General features: G+C 58.1%; 15 protein-coding genes and 1 pseudogene. 12 read left to right on the top strand and 4 right to left on the bottom strand.

What is annotated here, in order from left to right; all coding sequences use genetic code 11:
* Nucleotides 1–13 precede the first annotated feature (13 nt).
* From IEI95_RS18250 to IEI95_RS18235, 4 genes are all read left to right on the top strand, one after another.
* Complete coding sequence (locus IEI95_RS18250; RefSeq protein ID WP_015915932.1) at nt 14–262, top strand: GlsB/YeaQ/YmgE family stress response membrane protein; 249 nt, start codon at nt 14–16, stop codon at nt 260–262.
* A gap of 39 nt (nt 263–301) precedes the next feature.
* Nucleotides 302–1,273 carry a lipoyl synthase gene (gene lipA, locus IEI95_RS18245; protein ID WP_015915933.1) on the top strand — a complete coding sequence of 324 codons (972 nt, stop codon included), beginning with the start codon at nt 302–304 and terminating at the stop codon, nt 1,271–1,273.
* 81 nt (nt 1,274–1,354) lie between these two features.
* Nucleotides 1,355–1,930 (top strand): P-loop NTPase family protein, encoded by a 576-nt coding sequence (locus IEI95_RS18240; protein WP_156535021.1) that lies wholly within the window; start codon nt 1,355–1,357, stop codon nt 1,928–1,930.
* A 2-nt stretch (nt 1,931–1,932) separates the two neighbouring features.
* Complete coding sequence (locus tag IEI95_RS18235) at nt 1,933–2,502, top strand: P-loop NTPase family protein (protein ID WP_156535023.1); 570 nt, start codon at nt 1,933–1,935, stop codon at nt 2,500–2,502.
* Between the two features lie 15 nt (nt 2,503–2,517).
* Here IEI95_RS18235 and IEI95_RS18230 read toward each other — a convergent pair whose 3' ends face one another.
* Nucleotides 2,518–3,843: an MFS transporter gene (locus tag IEI95_RS18230; RefSeq protein WP_156535025.1), complete on the bottom strand. Its 1,326-nt coding sequence runs from the start codon at nt 3,841–3,843 to the stop codon at nt 2,518–2,520.
* Between the two features lie 243 nt (nt 3,844–4,086).
* Between IEI95_RS18230 and IEI95_RS18225 the strand changes: the two genes are divergently transcribed.
* The gene (locus IEI95_RS18225) at nt 4,087–4,539 is read left to right on the top strand and encodes a type II toxin-antitoxin system RatA family toxin (protein ID WP_070150859.1); all 453 of its coding nucleotides are present in this window, start codon (nt 4,087–4,089) and stop codon (nt 4,537–4,539) included.
* A gap of 12 nt (nt 4,540–4,551) precedes the next feature.
* Here the strand turns inward: IEI95_RS18225 and IEI95_RS18220 are convergent, their stop codons facing one another.
* The gene (locus IEI95_RS18220; protein ID WP_156535027.1) at nt 4,552–5,046 is read right to left on the bottom strand and encodes a CinA family protein; all 495 of its coding nucleotides are present in this window, start codon (nt 5,044–5,046) and stop codon (nt 4,552–4,554) included.
* Nucleotides 5,043–6,267: pseudogene (locus IEI95_RS18215) on the bottom strand (bifunctional 2-C-methyl-D-erythritol 4-phosphate cytidylyltransferase/2-C-methyl-D-erythritol 2,4-cyclodiphosphate synthase). The gene IEI95_RS18220 and the pseudogene IEI95_RS18215 overlap by 4 nt, the downstream one beginning before the upstream one ends.
* Nucleotides 6,268–6,432: 165 nt before the next feature.
* Here IEI95_RS18215 and dusB point away from each other — a divergent pair.
* From dusB to hflX, 7 genes are all read left to right on the top strand, one after another.
* Entirely contained in the window at nt 6,433–7,431 is a 999-nt protein-coding gene (dusB, locus tag IEI95_RS18210) for a tRNA dihydrouridine synthase DusB (RefSeq protein ID WP_156535031.1), read from the top strand.
* Entirely contained in the window at nt 7,428–8,573 is a 1,146-nt protein-coding gene (locus tag IEI95_RS18205; RefSeq protein ID WP_156535033.1) for a two-component system sensor histidine kinase NtrB, read from the top strand. The genes dusB and IEI95_RS18205 overlap by 4 nt, the downstream gene beginning before the upstream one ends.
* Nucleotides 8,570–10,021, top strand: a complete 1,452-nt coding sequence (ntrC, locus tag IEI95_RS18200; protein WP_015915943.1) for a nitrogen regulation protein NR(I) — start codon at nt 8,570–8,572, stop codon at nt 10,019–10,021. Before IEI95_RS18205 ends, ntrC begins: the two co-directional genes overlap by 4 nt.
* A 207-nt stretch (nt 10,022–10,228) precedes the next feature.
* The gene (locus IEI95_RS18195; protein WP_156535035.1) at nt 10,229–12,508 is read left to right on the top strand and encodes a sensor histidine kinase NtrY-like; all 2,280 of its coding nucleotides are present in this window, start codon (nt 10,229–10,231) and stop codon (nt 12,506–12,508) included.
* Nucleotides 12,498–13,862 (top strand): nitrogen assimilation response regulator NtrX, encoded by a 1,365-nt coding sequence (gene ntrX / locus IEI95_RS18190; RefSeq protein WP_015915945.1) that lies wholly within the window; start codon nt 12,498–12,500, stop codon nt 13,860–13,862. The genes IEI95_RS18195 and ntrX overlap by 11 nt, the downstream gene beginning before the upstream one ends.
* A gap of 193 nt (nt 13,863–14,055) precedes the next feature.
* Nucleotides 14,056–14,298: an RNA chaperone Hfq gene (hfq, locus tag IEI95_RS18185; RefSeq protein WP_003539403.1), complete on the top strand. Its 243-nt coding sequence runs from the start codon at nt 14,056–14,058 to the stop codon at nt 14,296–14,298.
* Nucleotides 14,299–14,440: 142 nt separating this feature from the next.
* Nucleotides 14,441–15,790, top strand: a complete 1,350-nt coding sequence (gene hflX / locus IEI95_RS18180) for a GTPase HflX (RefSeq protein ID WP_194417322.1) — start codon at nt 14,441–14,443, stop codon at nt 15,788–15,790.
* 21 nt (nt 15,791–15,811) lie between these two features.
* Here hflX and IEI95_RS18175 read toward each other — a convergent pair whose 3' ends face one another.
* Nucleotides 15,812–16,882 carry a hypothetical protein gene (locus tag IEI95_RS18175; RefSeq protein ID WP_156535037.1) on the bottom strand — a complete coding sequence of 357 codons (1,071 nt, stop codon included), beginning with the start codon at nt 16,880–16,882 and terminating at the stop codon, nt 15,812–15,814.
* Nucleotides 16,883–17,011: the final 129 nt, after the last annotated feature.

The following is a 17,011-nucleotide window of genomic DNA, read 5'->3' as shown; positions in this document are numbered from 1 at the left end:
CTGAGGATAGACGATGGAAAATGTGGGCTGGTTGACGGCGATTTTCGTGGGTGGTCTGGCCGGATGGCTGGCAGGCAAGTTGATGGACATGCGCTTCGGCATTTTCATGAACATCGTCATCGGCATTATCGGTTCGGTCATCGCCAATGCCATCTTCCGGCGCTTTGACATTTTCGTCGCCAGCGATTGGGTTGGCTATCTGATTACCAGCTTTATTGGTGCCTGCATTCTGCTGTTCGTCGCCAAGCTGGTGCGGAAATAGAGACTTTTAAAACCGCTCATCGGCGGCAAAGGAAACACGATGGTTACCATCCTCGATAGAACCAAGCCGGACGACAAGCGCATCCGCCACCCGGAAAAGGCTCACAAGCCGGATACGGAAGTGTTGCGCAAGCCGGAATGGATCAGGGTGAAAGCTCCGACCTCCAAGGGCTATCAGGAAACCCGCGAACTGGTGCGTTCCCACAAGCTGGTCACCGTCTGTGAAGAAGCCGGCTGCCCGAATATCGGCGAGTGCTGGGAAAAGAAGCACGCCACCTTCATGATCATGGGTGAGATCTGTACCCGCGCCTGCGCCTTCTGCAATGTGGCGACCGGCAAGCCGAATGCGCTTGACCGTGAAGAGCCTGCCAATGTGGCCAAGGCCGTGCGCCAGATGGGCCTGTCGCATGTGGTCATCACGTCCGTGGACCGTGATGACCTGGCCGATGGCGGCGCTGAGCATTTCGAACAGGTAATCTGGGCGATCCGCGAAGCTTCGCCCGCCACGACCATCGAAATCCTGACTCCTGACTTTTTGAAAAAGCCCGGCGCGCTGGAGCGTGTCGTTGCTGCAAAGCCAGACGTCTTCAACCATAATATGGAAACCGTTCCAGGCAATTACCTTACCGTGCGTCCGGGCGCCCGCTACTTCCACTCGGTGCGGCTGTTGCAGCGGGTCAAGGAACTCGATCCGACAATGTTCACCAAATCCGGCATCATGGTCGGCCTTGGCGAAGAGCGTAACGAAGTGCTGCAATTGATGGATGACCTGCGCACTGCGGACGTGGATTTCCTGACCATCGGCCAATATCTCCAGCCGACCCGCAAGCACCACAAGGTGGAACGCTTCGTGACGCCGGAAGAGTTCAAGTCCTATGAGGATATTGCCTATACCAAGGGCTTCCTGATGGTCGCCTCCAGCCCGCTCACCCGCTCCTCCCACCATGCCGGTGACGATTTTGCCCGGCTGAAGGCCAACCGCGAAAAGAAGCTGCTGGCGGCTGCGGAGTAGATTTCCGGTATATGATGCTTGCCGATATTGGAGCCCGTCGCTTATAAGCGTCGGGCTTTCATGCTCAAAGGGTGATGCATCATGGCCCGATATATCGACAAGCTTGACGATGCCGCTACACTGTTAAACTCGGCCAAGCGCATCTGCCTGGTCGGCTGCTCCGGCAGCGGTAAGAGCACGCTGTCGCAAATTCTGTGCGAGCGGCTGGGCCTGGACTACATCTCCATGGATCGCGACGTCTTCTGGCTACCCGGTTGGAAGCTGAGGCCCAGGCCGGAAGCGATTGAACTGATACAACAGTTTGTCGCCGGTGAGCGGTGGATTATCGACGGCAACAGCCCCGGCAGCCTGCCAGTCCGGCTGGCGCGTGCCGATATGGTCATCTGGATGCGTCCGCCGCGCCGCGTTTCGATTTACGGTGTTCTGTCGCGTTGGCTGAAACATCGCGGGACGGTCAGGCCAGAGATGGCGCCGGGATGTCCTGAAAAGATCGATTGGCCGTTTCTTCAATATGTCTGGAATTTCGAGGCGCGCGAAGTACCGCAATTTAAGACACAGTTTGAAAATGCGCGGGCCGATCTGCCGGTCGTCGTTCTCAGGTCGCACCGGCAGACAAATGAGTTTTTAACGGCTTTAGACGGGTGCCAGCGGAGGTAGACATGGTGCGTTACGTGGATATGTCCGCCGCCGCTGATCTTCTTGGCCGCAGCAACAGGATCATGGTCGTCGGTTGTTCGGGAGGTGGCAAAACCACGTTGTCGCAAAAGCTCGCGTCTCGCTTTGATCTCGACTATCAATCGATTGATCGCGATGTCCGTTGGCTTCCCGGCTGGCGAGAAAGAGACAGACAGGCTCAGCGAGACATTATTGCTGAACTGGTCTCACATGAACGTTGGGTAATGGACGGAAGTAGTCCCTCGACGTTCGATTTGCGATTACCTCGGACAGATCTGGTGATCTGGGTAAAAATGTCTCGGATGGCTTGCCTTCGCGGCATCGCCGGGCGCGTCTGGCGTAACTATGGCAAAGTCCGCATTGCCATGGCCGAAGGCTGCAAGGAGCCGTTGCCTGATCGGGAATTCCTCTCTTACATCTGGAATTTCGAGCGCAAGCACGCACCGATCTTCGTCCGCAATTTCGATCTTCACGGCCCGGACGTTCCGGTTCTGGTGCTGAAATCCCGCCGAGAGGTCACACGTCTTCTCGACCTCATCGGCGCTTCGGGGTAGGGCGCTTCTTCCGCTTTATGCTGCGAACGCTGCCGCCGTTTGCCTGCGGCTGGAGAGGAGCAGCAGCGTCACGGCGGAAACGGCGGAGGCTCCCATGATATACCATGCCACGGACGCGGCGCTGCCGGTCGTTGCCACCAGCCAGGCGGTGATGATCGGGGTCATGGCGCTGCCCAGCACGCCAGCCAGCATGTAGCAGATCGACAGGCCGGTATAGCGCACGCCAGTCTCAAACAGTTCTGACAGAAAGGTGGCAATCGGTCCGAAATTGGCGGCAAAGGCGGTCATCATCAGCAGGAAGCCTAAAAGCACGCCCGGCAAACCACCATGGTCCATCAGCCAGAACATCGGGAAGGCAAACAGGATTTCCGCAAAGATCCCGGCGAGAATGACATTCCGGCGGCCGAGCCGGTCCGAAAGTGCGCCGAACACCGGCAGAAGCACAACACAGACCGCGCAAGCGATCAGGATCATCGACAAGACCTGCTGTTTGGGAAAGTGCAGCGTCTGCGTGCCGTAGGACAGCCCGAATACCGCGATCAGATTGAAAGACGAGCCAATGGACAGGGTGGCAAACCCGCCAAGCAGAACCTTTGCCCAATGCCGCCGCATGAGATCGGCGAGCGGCAGGCGATGCGTCTCTGCCTGCTGTCTGTGACGGGCGAATGCTGGTGTTTCGCTCACCGATAGGCGGACATAGAAGCCGATGGCGACGAGCACGATACTGATCAGAAACGCCACCCGCCAACCCCATAGCAGGAAGCTCTGTTCCGAGAGGACCGAGGACAAGACCAGGAAGGCGGAATTGGCCAGAAACGTACCGGCGGGAACGCCGATCTGCACCCAGGACCCGTAAAGCCCGCGCTTGTTTTGCGGTGCATGTTCCACCGCCAGAAGCACGGCCCCGCCCCATTCGCCGCCCAGCGCCAGCCCCTGCAAAAGCCGCAGCACGACGAGGAAAATAGGCGCCCATACTCCGAGTGTTTCATAGCCGGGCAAAAGGCCGATGGCGAATGTGGCAAGACCCATCAGGCTCAGTGAGAGCATCAATGTCGATTTTCGCCCCAGCCTGTCGCCGAAATGGCCGAAAAGCGCTGCGCCCACCATGCGCGACAGATAGGCGGAGGCGAAGGTGCTGAACGCCAGCAGGGTGCCGACCAGTGGATCGACGCTGGGAAAGAACACCTTGTTGAACACCAGAGCCGAGGCGGTAGCGAAAATGAACAGGTCGTACCACTCGATCGTTGTGCCGATCACGCTGGCCAGCATGATCTTGCGCAATTCCTTGCCCTGAAGAGGCTTGGGGGTGGCTATATTGTCGTTGGTCGAGGGAGCGGCCATTGGCGGTTCCTTGCTAAAATAATTCGATTCTAAAACAGTTTAACGACTTCATGACTTTGAATGAGGGAAGGCTAGCATCTCGGGTCAGGGGTTGCCACCAACCGGAAATTTTGGTTTCAATTTGCCGTGAATTTTTATCAGGATATTATGTCACGCTGCGGTTTTGAGGAATTTCCCTGTAAATTTTCCAAACCACAGGCGTGACTTCTTGATCTTGCCGTTGCGCAGGATTAAGTGCGGCTTATGCCGAAGTTTGAAACCCGCCGTATTGTCCAGCACTCAGCCGATCGCATGTATGAGCTCGTCGCCGATGTCGAGCGCTATCCCGAATTCGTGCCGCTTTGCGAGGAACTTGCCGTGCAATCGCGCAAGGAGCGCGATGGCAAGACTTTGCTGATCGCCAATATGACCGTGGGTTACAAGGCGATCCGCGAAACCTTCGTTTCGCAAGTGCTGCTGAAGCCGGACGAGCGGGCTATCGATGTCAAATATCTGGAAGGCCCGTTCAAATATCTCGACAACCGCTGGCGCTTCGAAGATCTCGGCGATGGCACCTGCGCGGTGAATTTCTACATCGATTACGAGTTCAAAAGCATGATTCTCGGTGCCCTGATGGGCTCGATGTTCGACCGGGCGTTCCGGATGTTTTCCGAGGCGTTCGAGACCAGGGCCAATAAGGTTTATGGGGCCGCTTAAAGCGCTGTGCAGTTAAGCAATTTCGGCCAGCATGGCGAGCGCCGTGCGCATGGTTTCCAACCGGATGCCTTCACGTCCAAGGTCGCTATAACGCATTGCGTGATGCAGGATTGTGCCGGAACGGCTGGCCGATGCCAGATGCACCAGCCCAACCGGTTTCTCATCACTCCCTCCGCCCGGCCCGGCGATACCGGTCACGGCAACCGAAACGGAGGCACCGGAGCGGTAGAGGGCGCCCTGGGCCATGGCGAGCGCCGTTTGGCGCGACACGGCACCATAGGTTTCCAGCGTTAGCGATGGCACGCCCAACATGTCCATCTTCGCTTGGTTGGAATAGGTGACGTAGCCGCGATCCACCACGGCGGATGATCCGGCGATTTCGGTCAGCAGACCGGCGATCAGCCCACCGGTGCAGGATTCGGCGGTGGCAATGGTCAGGCCGCGTTTCGCGAACTCTTCAATGATGGTCCGGGCGGCCTTTTCCAGATCGTCGGGAAACAGGCTCATTGTGGCTTTCCCTGGAAAACCACCGTGGCAGTGGCAATGCCTGCAATACCTTCGCCCCGGCCGACAAAGCCGATTTTCTCGTTGGTTGTGGCTTTGACCGAGCAACGGTCCAGCGCAATGCCGAGAATTTCCGAGAGTTTTTCGCGCATGATCTGGCGATGCGGGCCAATCTTTGGTGCTTCTGCAATCAGCGAGATATCGGCATTCATAATCGTGCCGCCCGCATCGCGCACGATGTTTGCCGCATGTTCCAGGAAGATCCGGGATGCGGCACCGCGCCATTGCGGGTCTGATGGCGGGAAGTGGTCGCCGATATCGCCAGCGCCGCAGGTGGCCAGCAGCGCATCGGTCAGTGCATGTAGGGCGACATCGGCATCGGAATGGCCGCTCAAGGCCTGGTCATGGGCAATGAAAATGCCGCAGAGCGTTACGCCGTCGCCCGGCACGAGTTGGTGGACATCATAGCCATTGCCAGTGCGCACATCGGGCAAAGCGTTATGAGAGAGGCGGGCATCGGCCATTTCAAGATCCCGTTTCACGGTCAGTTTTACATTGTCAGGCGAGCCTTCCACCAGATGGACAGTTAGTCCCGCCCATTCGGCGATGGCGGCGTCATCGGTGAAATCCTCTCGTCCAGCGCTTGCGGCGTCTTCGTGAGCAGCCAGTATTTTGGCAAAGTGGAAGCTCTGCGGTGTTTGTGCTGCAAAAAGTCCGCTGCGCGCCACAGTATCGACGACTCGCGCACCCTCATCGCCACGCTTAAGCGTATCGGCCACCGGCATCGCGGGCAAGACGGCATCGGCACCATCATCAAGCCGGGTGATAATCCGTTGCAGCATTGGCTGATCGAAAAAACGGACGGACCGCGTCATGGATCAGCACATAATCAGGCTTTTGATTCCGCAAGGCTTTCAACCCAGCCAGAACCGATTGCTGCCGGGTTTTGCCGCCATGGGTAATGGTCAGCGAGGCAGCGAGCTGCGGATAAGGGGCAAGGGCATTGGCCAGCAAGGCCTCGTCATCGGGATGAATGACGACGATCAGGGTCGCCTGCGGGAGAAGATCTGCGAAGCCTAGCAGGCTATGGACAATAACAGGCTTTCCGCCGATCCGCCGATATTGCTTCGGTCCCTCGCTGGAGGCGCCAGCGCGCTCTCCCCGGCCTGCCGCGACCAATATAACCGCTGTTGACCTTGCCCCGTCCGCTTGAATATGCACCATGTCATTCCAGTGTTTGAAACAGATTTCCGCCTGTCTATCGGTGCGGTCAAAAGTTTTCCAGCATTTGCCCGAAAAATTGTCGGTATCGCTTGGAAAGAGCTTGGCAATGATCTTTTTTATGTCTAAAAATCGGGCAAATTAGTATCTTGCCCGAAAGTTAGACATTTGCAGCAACCGGATCTCCAGACAGGGTTTAGCATTGCCTCGGTTGCCATTCGCAACCGCGTCGTGCTTGCGCCGATGTCCGGCGTCACTGACCTGCCGTTTCGGCAATTGGCCTTTCGCCATGGGGCGGGGCTGGTGGTGACGGAAATGGTTGCCAGCCGCGAACTTGTGTTCAACGCAGCGGAAAGCTGGTCACGGCTGAAGGGTGCGGGCCTCACGCCACATATGGTGCAATTGGCCGGGCGCGATCCGCATTGGATGGCGGAGGCGGCGAAAATTGCCGAGGCCAATGGCGCTGATATTATCGACATCAACATGGGTTGTCCCGCCAAGAAAGTCATCGGTGGCTATGCTGGATCGGCGCTGATGCGAGAGCCGGAGATTGCGCTGGCAATGATCGAGGCGACGGTCAAGGCCGTTTCAATCCCCGTCACCGTCAAGATGCGGCTTGGCTGGGATTCCGATTCGATCAACGCGCCGGATCTGTCGCGCCGCGCGCAGGACGCCGGTGTGCAGGCGATCACCGTGCATGGCCGCACCCGCATGCAGTTTTACGAAGGCCAGGCTGATTGGGATGCGATTGCTGCCGTGCGTGATGCGATTTCCATTCCTTTGATTGCCAACGGCGATATCGACACCCTCAAGGATGCGCAGGAGATCCTGCGCCGGTCTGGTGCCGATGCGATTATGCTGGGGCGCGCCTGCCAGGGTCGTCCTTGGCATGCGGGTGTGCTGGCTGGTCATGCGCCGCCAAGCGCTAACGAAATTCCAGCGATTGCCGTTGCCCATTACCGCGCCATGCTGGATCATTACGGCGCGCATGTCGGCGTTCGCCATGCGCGAAAGCATGTCGGCTGGTATCTGGAGCGGCATGGGGTGCAGCTTGATCCTGCCGAAAAGACTGGGCTTATGACATCGAAAGATCCCGACCATGTCGCCGACCGCCTGTTTGCGGCGCTGGCTGGCGCGGCACCAAACCCGCTTGAGGAGGCCGCATGAGCAGTGAACCAAAACCCGGTGATAGCAACATATTGGCGATGGCTGTGCTCAACGCCATCCAGAACCCGGTGGTCATGGTCAATGGCGAGGGACATATCGTTTTTGCCAATTGGGAGGCAGAGGCGTTTTTCGGCGCCAGCGCCAGCCATCTCGCCCGCCACAAGATTTCCACCTTCATTCCGTTCGGCAGTCCGCTGCTGGAACTGATCGACCAGGTGCGGGAACGGCGCGCGCCCGTCAACGAATATCGTGTCGATCTCAGCTCCCCCCGGCTTGGCCAGGATAAGCTGGTCGATCTCTACGTCGCGCCGGTCACTGTCGAGCCGGGCACTGTTGTCGTGGTGTTTCAGGAACGCTCGATGGCCGACAAGATCGACCGCCAGCTCACCCACCGCGCCGCAGCCCGGTCCGTTACCGGCCTTGCCTCGATGCTTGCGCATGAAATCAAGAACCCGCTGTCCGGCATTCGCGGGGCGGCGCAGTTGCTGGAAAGCTCCGTGCCTCCAGAGGATCGCAGCCTGACCCGGCTGATCTGCGACGAGACCGACCGGATCGTCTCGCTGGTGGACCGTATGGAGATCTTTTCCGACGAGCGTCCCGTGGACCGCACCTCGATCAATATCCATTCGGTGCTGGACCATGTGAAGGCGATTGCTCAGGCAGGCTTTGCCCGGCATCTGAAGATCACCGAGAGCTACGACCCCTCGCTGCCGCCGGTGTTTGCCAACCGGGATCAATTGGTGCAGGTGTTTTTGAACCTGATCAAGAATGCCGCCGAGGCGGTGGGTGACCGGGCCGATGGCGAAATCCAGCTGACCACGGCCTATCGCCCCGGCATAAGGCTGTCGGTTGCCGGATCGCGGGAAAAGATCTCGCTGCCGCTGGAATTCTGCGTTGCCGATAATGGTCCGGGCGTGCCTTCCGACCTTCTGCCGCATCTGTTTGATCCGTTCATTACTACCAAGACCAACGGATCTGGCCTGGGCCTTGCCCTGGTGGCCAAGATCATCGGCGGCCATGGCGGTATTGTTGAATGCGACAGTCAGGGCAACAGGACACTATTCCGCGTGTTGATGCCGGTTTCCAAGGAAACGGTTGATGACGACGCTCCCTTTGCGAAATCCGTGGGAAGATCAAGATGACAGCCACTATCCTTGTTGCCGATGACGATGCTGCGATCCGCACCGTTTTGAACCAGGCGCTGAGCCGTGCTGGTTACGATGTGCGCATCACGTCGAATGCCGCAACCCTGTGGCGCTGGATTTCAGCCGGTGAGGGCGATCTTGTCGTCACCGACGTGGTCATGCCGGACGAAAACGCCTTCGATCTCCTGCCGCGCATCAAGAAGGCCCGGCCCGACCTGCCCGTATTGGTGATGAGCGCCCAGAACACCTTTATGACCGCCATCCGCGCTTCGGAAAAGGGCGCCTATGACTACCTGCCCAAGCCCTTTGACCTGACGGAACTGATTGCCATCATCGGCCGAGCCTTGGCCGAGCCAAAGAAAAAGCCGGCGCGGCTGGGCGATGACATGCAGGACGGCATGCCGCTGGTTGGCCGTTCCGCCGCCATGCAGGAAATCTACCGGGTTCTGGCCCGGCTGATGCAGACCGATCTGACGCTGATGATCACTGGCGAATCCGGTACGGGCAAGGAATTGGTCGCCAAGGCGCTGCATGATTATGGCAAGCGCCGTAACGGTCCCTTCGTGGCGATCAACATGGCGGCCATTCCGCGCGACCTGATTGAATCGGAACTGTTCGGCCACGAAAAGGGTGCGTTTACCGGCGCACAGAACCGCTCCACCGGACGCTTCGAGCAGGCCGAGGGCGGTACGCTGTTTCTGGACGAGATTGGCGATATGCCGATGGATGCCCAGACCAGGCTCCTGCGGGTTCTACAGCAGGGTGAATATACCACGGTCGGCGGGCGTACGCCGATCCGCACCGATGTGCGTATCGTTGCCGCCACCAACAAGGACCTGAAACAGTCGATCAACCAGGGCCTGTTTCGCGAAGACCTTTATTACCGGCTGAACGTCGTGCCGCTGCGGCTGCCGCCTTTGCGCGACCGGGCCGAGGATATTGCCGATCTGGTGCGCCATTTCATCCAGCAGGGCGAGAAGGAAGGTCTGGATGCCAAGCGATTCGAGCAGGAAGCGCTCGAAGTGATGAAATCCTATGCCTGGCCGGGCAATGTTCGTGAGTTGGAGAACCTGGTGCGCCGGTTGATGGCGCTTTATCCACAGGATGTTATCACCCGCGAAATCATCGAGCAGGAACTACGCTCAGACATTACCGACAGCCCGCTGACCAAGGGTGGTTCGGGTGGTGGCCATATGACCATTGCCCAGGCGGTCGAGGAAAATATGCGCAGTTACTTTGCTTCCTTCGGCGATAACCTGCCGCCGCCCGGCCTTTACGACCGGGTTTTGACCGAAATGGAATATCCGCTGATTCTGGCGGCCCTTACCGCCACCCGTGGAAACCAGATCAAGGCCGCCGATCTTTTGGGTTTGAACCGAAATACGCTGCGCAAGAAAATCCGCGAATTGGGTGTTTCGGTTTACCGCAGCTCGCGTAGCGCTTGACATTCGTCTTATAAGCGTTGCAATTTCGCCACAATGCGTTGCTCAATAGCAACGGTGGAGAGCTTTAACGGTAAAGCTTGGTTGCGTGTTCCTGCGGCTTCGGTCGTGGGTCGCGGTTCTGTTTGCATCCTGTATCGACAAGAGGCAGCAGTGACCTAGTTTGCCGATAACGGCCTCTCATCTTTCCGTTTGCGGAGACGAGACTGGATGAAAACGCGGCGGCCTGCGGGGCAGACCGAAGAGGAAGCGGCGCTAACGCTGCTACAGGAACGCAAGTCCTCCTTTGCCTTGCCAGGCCTAATTCTGGCTGGGGGCGCGCTGGCCTGTGCCATGTTCACCCTGCCGGTCCTGCTTGGCCTCACCCCGATTGCGCCGACCTCGAATGTGCTGATCGGCTCGGTGGTCATCAATACGCTTTTTGTTCTTGGCCTGCTGTTTCTGATCGGTCGAGAAGTCAGCCGTCTCGTCAAGGCGCGGCGCCGGGGGCGGGCAGCGGCCAGGCTGCATGTGCGCATTGTCGTACTGTTTTCGATCGTAGCGATCACGCCAGCGATTCTGGTGGCGATTTTCGCCAGTATTACCCTCAATGTCGGGTTGGATCGATGGTTTTCGATTCGTACTCAAGGCATCATCAATTCATCGATGAATGTGGCCCAGGCCTATATGCTGGAAAATGCCAGCTATTTGCAGGGTCAGACGATTTCCATGGCGACGGATCTGGAGCGAAACCGCCCGTTGTTCTTCCTCGACCGCACCGGTTTTATCGAGTTGATGACCCGTCAGGCCAAGGGACGCGGGTTGCTGGGTGCCTTTCTGGTCCGCAAGGACGGCACGCCCATCCTTCAGGCGGATATTTCGACTGAAAAGCCGCTGCCTGCCATTCCGCAGGATGCGTTGGACAAGGCCGCTGCTGGCCAGCCGACGCTGATCCCGCCGGGTGTCACCAATCTGGTCGGCGGGATCATCAAGATGGATTCGCTGAGCGGCGCCTATCTCTACACGATCCGTGCCGTTGATCCGAAGGTCATGCGGGCCATGCGTGAGATGGAGGACAATACCGCCGAATACAAATCGATGGAGGCGGGACGCACCACGCTGCAAATCGCCTTTGCCGTTCTCTATCTCGGCTTCGCGCTGATCGTGCTGCTGGCCGCGATCTGGACCGCGATTGCTGTTGCCGACCGCATCGTTCGGCCGATCCGGCTGCTGATCGGCGCTGCCGATAATGTCGCGTCAGGCAATATGAACGTCGTGGTGCCGGTCAGGGTTGCCGATGGCGATGTGGGCAGCCTGTCGCGCACCTTCAACAAGATGATTTCCCAGATCCGCACCCAGCGCGATGAAATTCTGGAGGCCAAGGACGAGGTCGATGACCGTCGCCGCTTCATCGAAGCGGTGCTGTCGGGCGTGACAGCAGCGGTGATCGGCGTCGAGGATGATGGTCGGATCACCATCGTCAATCCTTCGGCGGAACTGTTTCTGGCGCGCGGCGCCGAGGAATTGCTGGGCGAGAAGCTTGAAACGGTTGCCCCGGAGATCAACACGGTGTTTGCCGAAGCCGGGCTTCGCCATCGCGGTGATTTCCGCAAGCAGATTAATCTGGTGCGCAGCGGTAAAGAGCGGACCCTGTCGGTGCAGGTGACACGCGAGGAAACCCGCAACGCCACCGAATCCTACGTGATTACTCTGGATGACATCACGGATCTGGTGATTGCCCAGCGCTCCACGGCCTGGGCCGATGTGGCGCGTCGTATCGCCCATGAGATCAAGAACCCGCTGACCCCGATCCAGCTCTCGGCAGAGCGATTGAAGCGCCGTTTTGGCAAGCAGATTGCCAGCGAGGACCGGCAGGTCTTCGACCAGTGCACAGATACGATTGTCCGTCAGGTCGAGGATATCGGCCGGATGGTCGATGAGTTCTCGTCCTTTGCCCGGATGCCGAAGCCGACCAAGCAGCCGGCTGACCTGCGCGACGTCTTGAAGGACGCAATCTTCCTGCGGGAAATGGGCCATAGCGATTGTGAATTCATTCGCGACGTTGGCGAGTTTCCGCTCGAAGGTTCGTTTGATGCCCGCATGTTGGCCCAGGCCTTCGGCAATCTGATCAAGAATGCGGTGGAAGCAATCGAGGCTGTTCCCTCCGATGCTGAAAAACTGCCGGGCCGGGTGTGGATCAGGGCGACAACGGACGAAGGGCGTGACGGTTTCGTGGTGGATATCATCGATAACGGCAAGGGACTTCCGGTCGATAATCGCCATCGCATTCTGGAGCCCTATATGACGATGCGGGAGAAGGGCACGGGCCTCGGTCTCGCCATCGTCAAGAAAATCATTGAAGAGCATGGTGGTCAGCTTGAATTGCATGATGCACCGGCTGAGTTCGACGGCGGGCGTGGCGCGATGATCCGCGTTGTGCTGCCGCGACAAGCCGGGGCAGCCTCTGCCGCCACTGAAGAACATGATAAGGAAGCAGCTTATGGCCTCTGACATCCTGGTGGTTGACGACGAGGAAGACATCCGCGACATCGTCTCCGGTATCTTGAGCGACGAAGGACATGAAACCCGCACGGCGCACGATGCCGACAGCGCGCTCGCGGCAATTTCCGACCGGGCGCCCCGGCTGATCTTTCTCGATATCTGGATGCATGGCAGTCGGTTGGACGGGCTGGCATTGCTGGATGAAATCAAGGCCCGGCATCCCGACCTGCCGGTGGTGATGATTTCCGGTCATGGCAATGTCGAGACGGCGGTTTCGGCCATCAAGCGCGGTGCTTTCGACTTCATCGAAAAGCCGTTCAAGGCCGACCGTTTGATCCTGATTGCCGAGCGGGCGCTGGAAAATTCTAAGCTGAAACGTGAAGTGACCGAATTGAAACGACGCACCGGCGATGCCAATGAGCTGATCGGCAGTTCGGTGGCGGTCTCGCAACTGCGCCAGACCATCGAGAAGGTCGCACCAACCAATAGCCGGATCATGATCGTTGGTCCTTCCGGCAGCGGCAAGGAGTTGGTGGCGCGGATGATCCATAAACGCTCGGCCCGCGCAGCCGGGCCGTTCGTGACGCTGAATGCCGCAGCCATCACCCCTGACCGCATGGAAGTGGCGCTGTTCGGCACCGAAGGTGGTCCCGGCCAGTCCCGCCGCATCGGTGCGTTGGAAGAGGCGCATCGTGGTATTCTCTATCTGGATGAAGTCGGCGAAATGCCGCGCGAGACCCAGAACAAGATCCTGCGGGTGCTGGTTGACCAGCAATTCGAGCGCGTCGGTGGGAACAAGCGGGTCAAGGTCGATGTGCGGATCATTTCCTCCAGCGCCTATAATCTCGAAAGCCTGATTGCCGAAGGCCGGTTCCGCGAGGATTTGTTTCATCGCCTGGCGGTGGTGCCGGTGCGGGTTCCGCCGTTGGCTGAGCGGCGCGAAGATATTCCCTTCCTCGTCGATATGCTGATGCGCCATATCGCCGAACAGGCTGGTATTCGACAGCGCAAGATCGGCGAGGACGCGATGGCAGTGTTGCAGGCCCATGACTGGCCGGGCAATATCCGGCAATTGCGTAACAATATCGAGCGGCTGTTGATCCTGACCCAGAACGATGGGGCAGATGTACCGATCAGCGCCGAAATGCTGCCGACGGATCTTGGCGAAATGCTGCCGAAAGTCTCCGGTCGCAGCGATTACCAGATTATGACCTTGCCGCTGCGCGAAGCCCGCGAAATGTTCGAGCGCGATTATCTGATCGCCCAGATCAACCGCTTTGGCGGCAATATTTCCCGGACGGCGGAATTTGTCGGCATGGAGCGATCGGCGCTACATCGGAAGTTGAAGTCCCTGGGCGTTTGAGCTGGCCTGGGCATTGGCTGGAAAGGGAAACCATTGCAATTTGACAATGAATTTGCTTGGGGTTTTCTCGATTGCGGAACGACTTCCGATTTGATACCAAACATGACTGATGGGCATTTGGGGAAGCCTGTCCAAAAAAATTAGAAAATTGCAACCGGCACCCCCGACCGGCAAGATAGAAAGAAGCGGCGCCATGGCGGAACGTTCTCAGAATTTGCAGGACCTATTTCTCAATACGGTTCGCAAGCAGAAGATTTCCCTCACTATTTTTCTGATCAACGGCGTGAAGCTGACCGGCGTCGTCACCTCGTTCGATAATTTCTGCGTGCTGCTGCGTCGCGATGGGCATTCCCAGCTCGTCTACAAGCACGCCATTTCGACCATCATGCCGGGCCAGCCCATGCAGATGTTCGAAAGCGAAGAAGCCGCATCATAAATTCGACAAGACTTCCTGCCGGAACAGAATGGGTTGATTTCCGTTGGACAGGCGGAACAATCCATTTTTGGCGTTTAACAACAGGACAACGGCTATAGCCAATCGAGACACCACATCCGATAGCATTATTCCCGAACAGGAAATGCACCGCGACGACATGCGCGCCGTGGTTCTTGTTCCTGTATTGAAGCAGGCCCGTTCCAGTGAAAAGGCCTCGGCTGAGCTTGGTCCGACCACGACCCGCAGCCACGAGAGCCGGCTGGAAGAGGCCATGGGCCTTGCCCGCGCCATCGATCTGACAATCGTGCAAGGCTTGATCGTTGCCGTCAACCAGCCGCGTCCGGCGACCCTGATTGGCAGCGGCAAGATCGAGGAAATCAAGGCGCTGCTCGATAGCCATGATGCCGGTCTGGTCATTGTCGATCATCCATTGACGCCGGTGCAGCAGCGCAATCTGGAAAAACAATGGAATGCCAAGGTCATCGACCGCACGGGTCTGATCCTGGAAATCTTCGGCCGCCGTGCCTCCACCAAGGAAGGCACATTGCAGGTCGATCTCGCCCATCTGAATTACCAGAAGGGCCGTCTGGTGCGCAGCTGGACCCACTTGGAGCGTCAGCGCGGCGGTGCGGGCTTCATGGGCGGTCCCGGTGAAACCCAGATCGAGGCCGACCGGCGGATGTTGCAGGATCGCATCGTGCGGCTGGAGCGCGAACTGGAGCAAGTTGTTCGCACCCGGCAACTGCACCGTGCCAAACGCCGCAAGGTGCCGCATCCGATCGTTGCCCTTGTTGGCTATACCAATGCCGGAAAATCGACGCTGTTTAACCGGATCACCGGGGCAGGCGTTTTGGCCGAGGATATGCTGTTTGCCACGCTGGACCCGACGCTGCGCCGTATGAAATTGCCACAAGGCCGCACCGTCATTCTCTCGGACACGGTTGGCTTCATCTCGGACCTGCCGACCCATCTGGTCGCAGCCTTTCGCGCTACGCTTGAAGAAGTGCTGGAAGCGGACCTGATCCTGCATGTGCGTGACATGGCCGACCCGGACAATGGTGCCCAGGCGGGTGATGTTATGCGGATTCTCTCCGACCTTGGCATTGATGAAAAAGAGCGTGACGAACGCATTATCGAGGTCTGGAATAAGATCGACCGGCTGGAGCCGGAAGCGCATCAGGCTATCGCGGAAAAGGCAACTGGCCGGCAAAACGTGATGGCTGTTTCCGCCGTCACGGGCGAAGGGGTCGATGCCCTGATGGCCGAGATCGCTCAGTGGCTTTCCGGTGTGGTGACGGAAACCACGGTGATTTTGCCGCCAGATAAGCTCTCCCTGATCTCCTGGGTCTATGAGAACACCATGGTGGACAGCCGGGAGGACCGGGACGATGGCTCGGTTTCGCTCGATTTACGCCTCTCGGAGCAACAGGCCAGTGCGCTGGAGCGCAAGCTTGGCCTGATACAGCCTGTTCGCAGCGAGGATTGGAACTGAATAGCGCAGATGATCTGTGATCTATTCTCCAATCAGATTTTTCAGATCAGCGTCCCCCGCATAGCGTTCAAAAATCGTCATGGCGCGGTCGCGGATTAGCGCCGGTATGATCTTTGCCCGATATGCCAGACTTTTGTCAGCGATAATGGTGTTGGCAGCTTTCTCATCGGTCAGTGCCTGGGCAATGGCCGTCGCGTCAGCCTGATGACCACCAATGAAATCGGCAATTTTCTCAGCCAGGGGTAACGCCTCTCCAAGGATATCCTTTTCATAGGAAATCCAGAGCGGCTTCACCTGTCCACTCGCCTCGCATTTCTGCCAGCTGGCGACGAATTGCGCGTACCAGACGGCTTGCGCGTCCACCAGCAGATCCAGACGTTTTTCCAAGGGTAGATCCTGATAGCAGGCGGGCAGTCCATCATCGAAAAAGCCTTCACCCATGCTGTTCTGCAAGCCTCTTGCTTGCATCAGCGCGTCATCCGTGCAGATCAGGGAAACGAAGAAGTTGCGGGTGATAACGATGGGCCTGATGCCATAGAGCGCCATTTGTTGGGCAACATAGGGTGTGCAAAGCACCGGATGCTCTGCCACATATCCGACACCGTCCAGTCCATTGCGCTGCAAGGCCAGTTCGTCCAACTCTTTTGAGCTGAGATTGGCTCCAAACAGGGAGGCGGAATAATCCGAATAGGCCATGGTGACGAGATTGGCTGAGCGCAACCCAAGCGGCCTGCGAAGAGCATGTCCGACAACGTCTGCCGATCCCGGCGTGCCAGCCACAAGCAGGTTGAGATTTTTCGTCCTGTTAGCGGTCAATCGCGCCTGAAGGACCGTCTCGGCAAACCGACCAAGGCAGAGTTTGAGGTTTTCTGCCGCATCGTTGTCGATATCGGGCAAGAAGAACGGGTGAACGTGCGACAACGCGACCGTTGCCTCCTGGAGGTCCTGCGGCGCCAGTTGAGCAAGGAACTCCGTTCCCATCCAACATGCCGTCTGCGCATCCGGGATACAGGACAGAATTTGCATGAAATGGGCAATATCTTCTGGCTGCGGTGCCTGTCCGGGTGGCTTGGTCTTGACGTGTACGTTCATGATGCGAGCTCCACAAGCGACTGGCCAGCTCAGAGGCAAGCGTTGTCGATATAATATTTATTAAAAATAATTATAAATGATAACTTGTGCGAGAATGGAGTTTTGCGACCATGTGCGCAATCGCATCCA

This window comes from Agrobacterium vitis, assembly GCF_014926405.1.
GTDB lineage: Bacteria > Pseudomonadota > Alphaproteobacteria > Rhizobiales > Rhizobiaceae > Allorhizobium > Allorhizobium vitis_H.
This window is presented reverse-complemented; position numbering and strand designations above follow the sequence as displayed.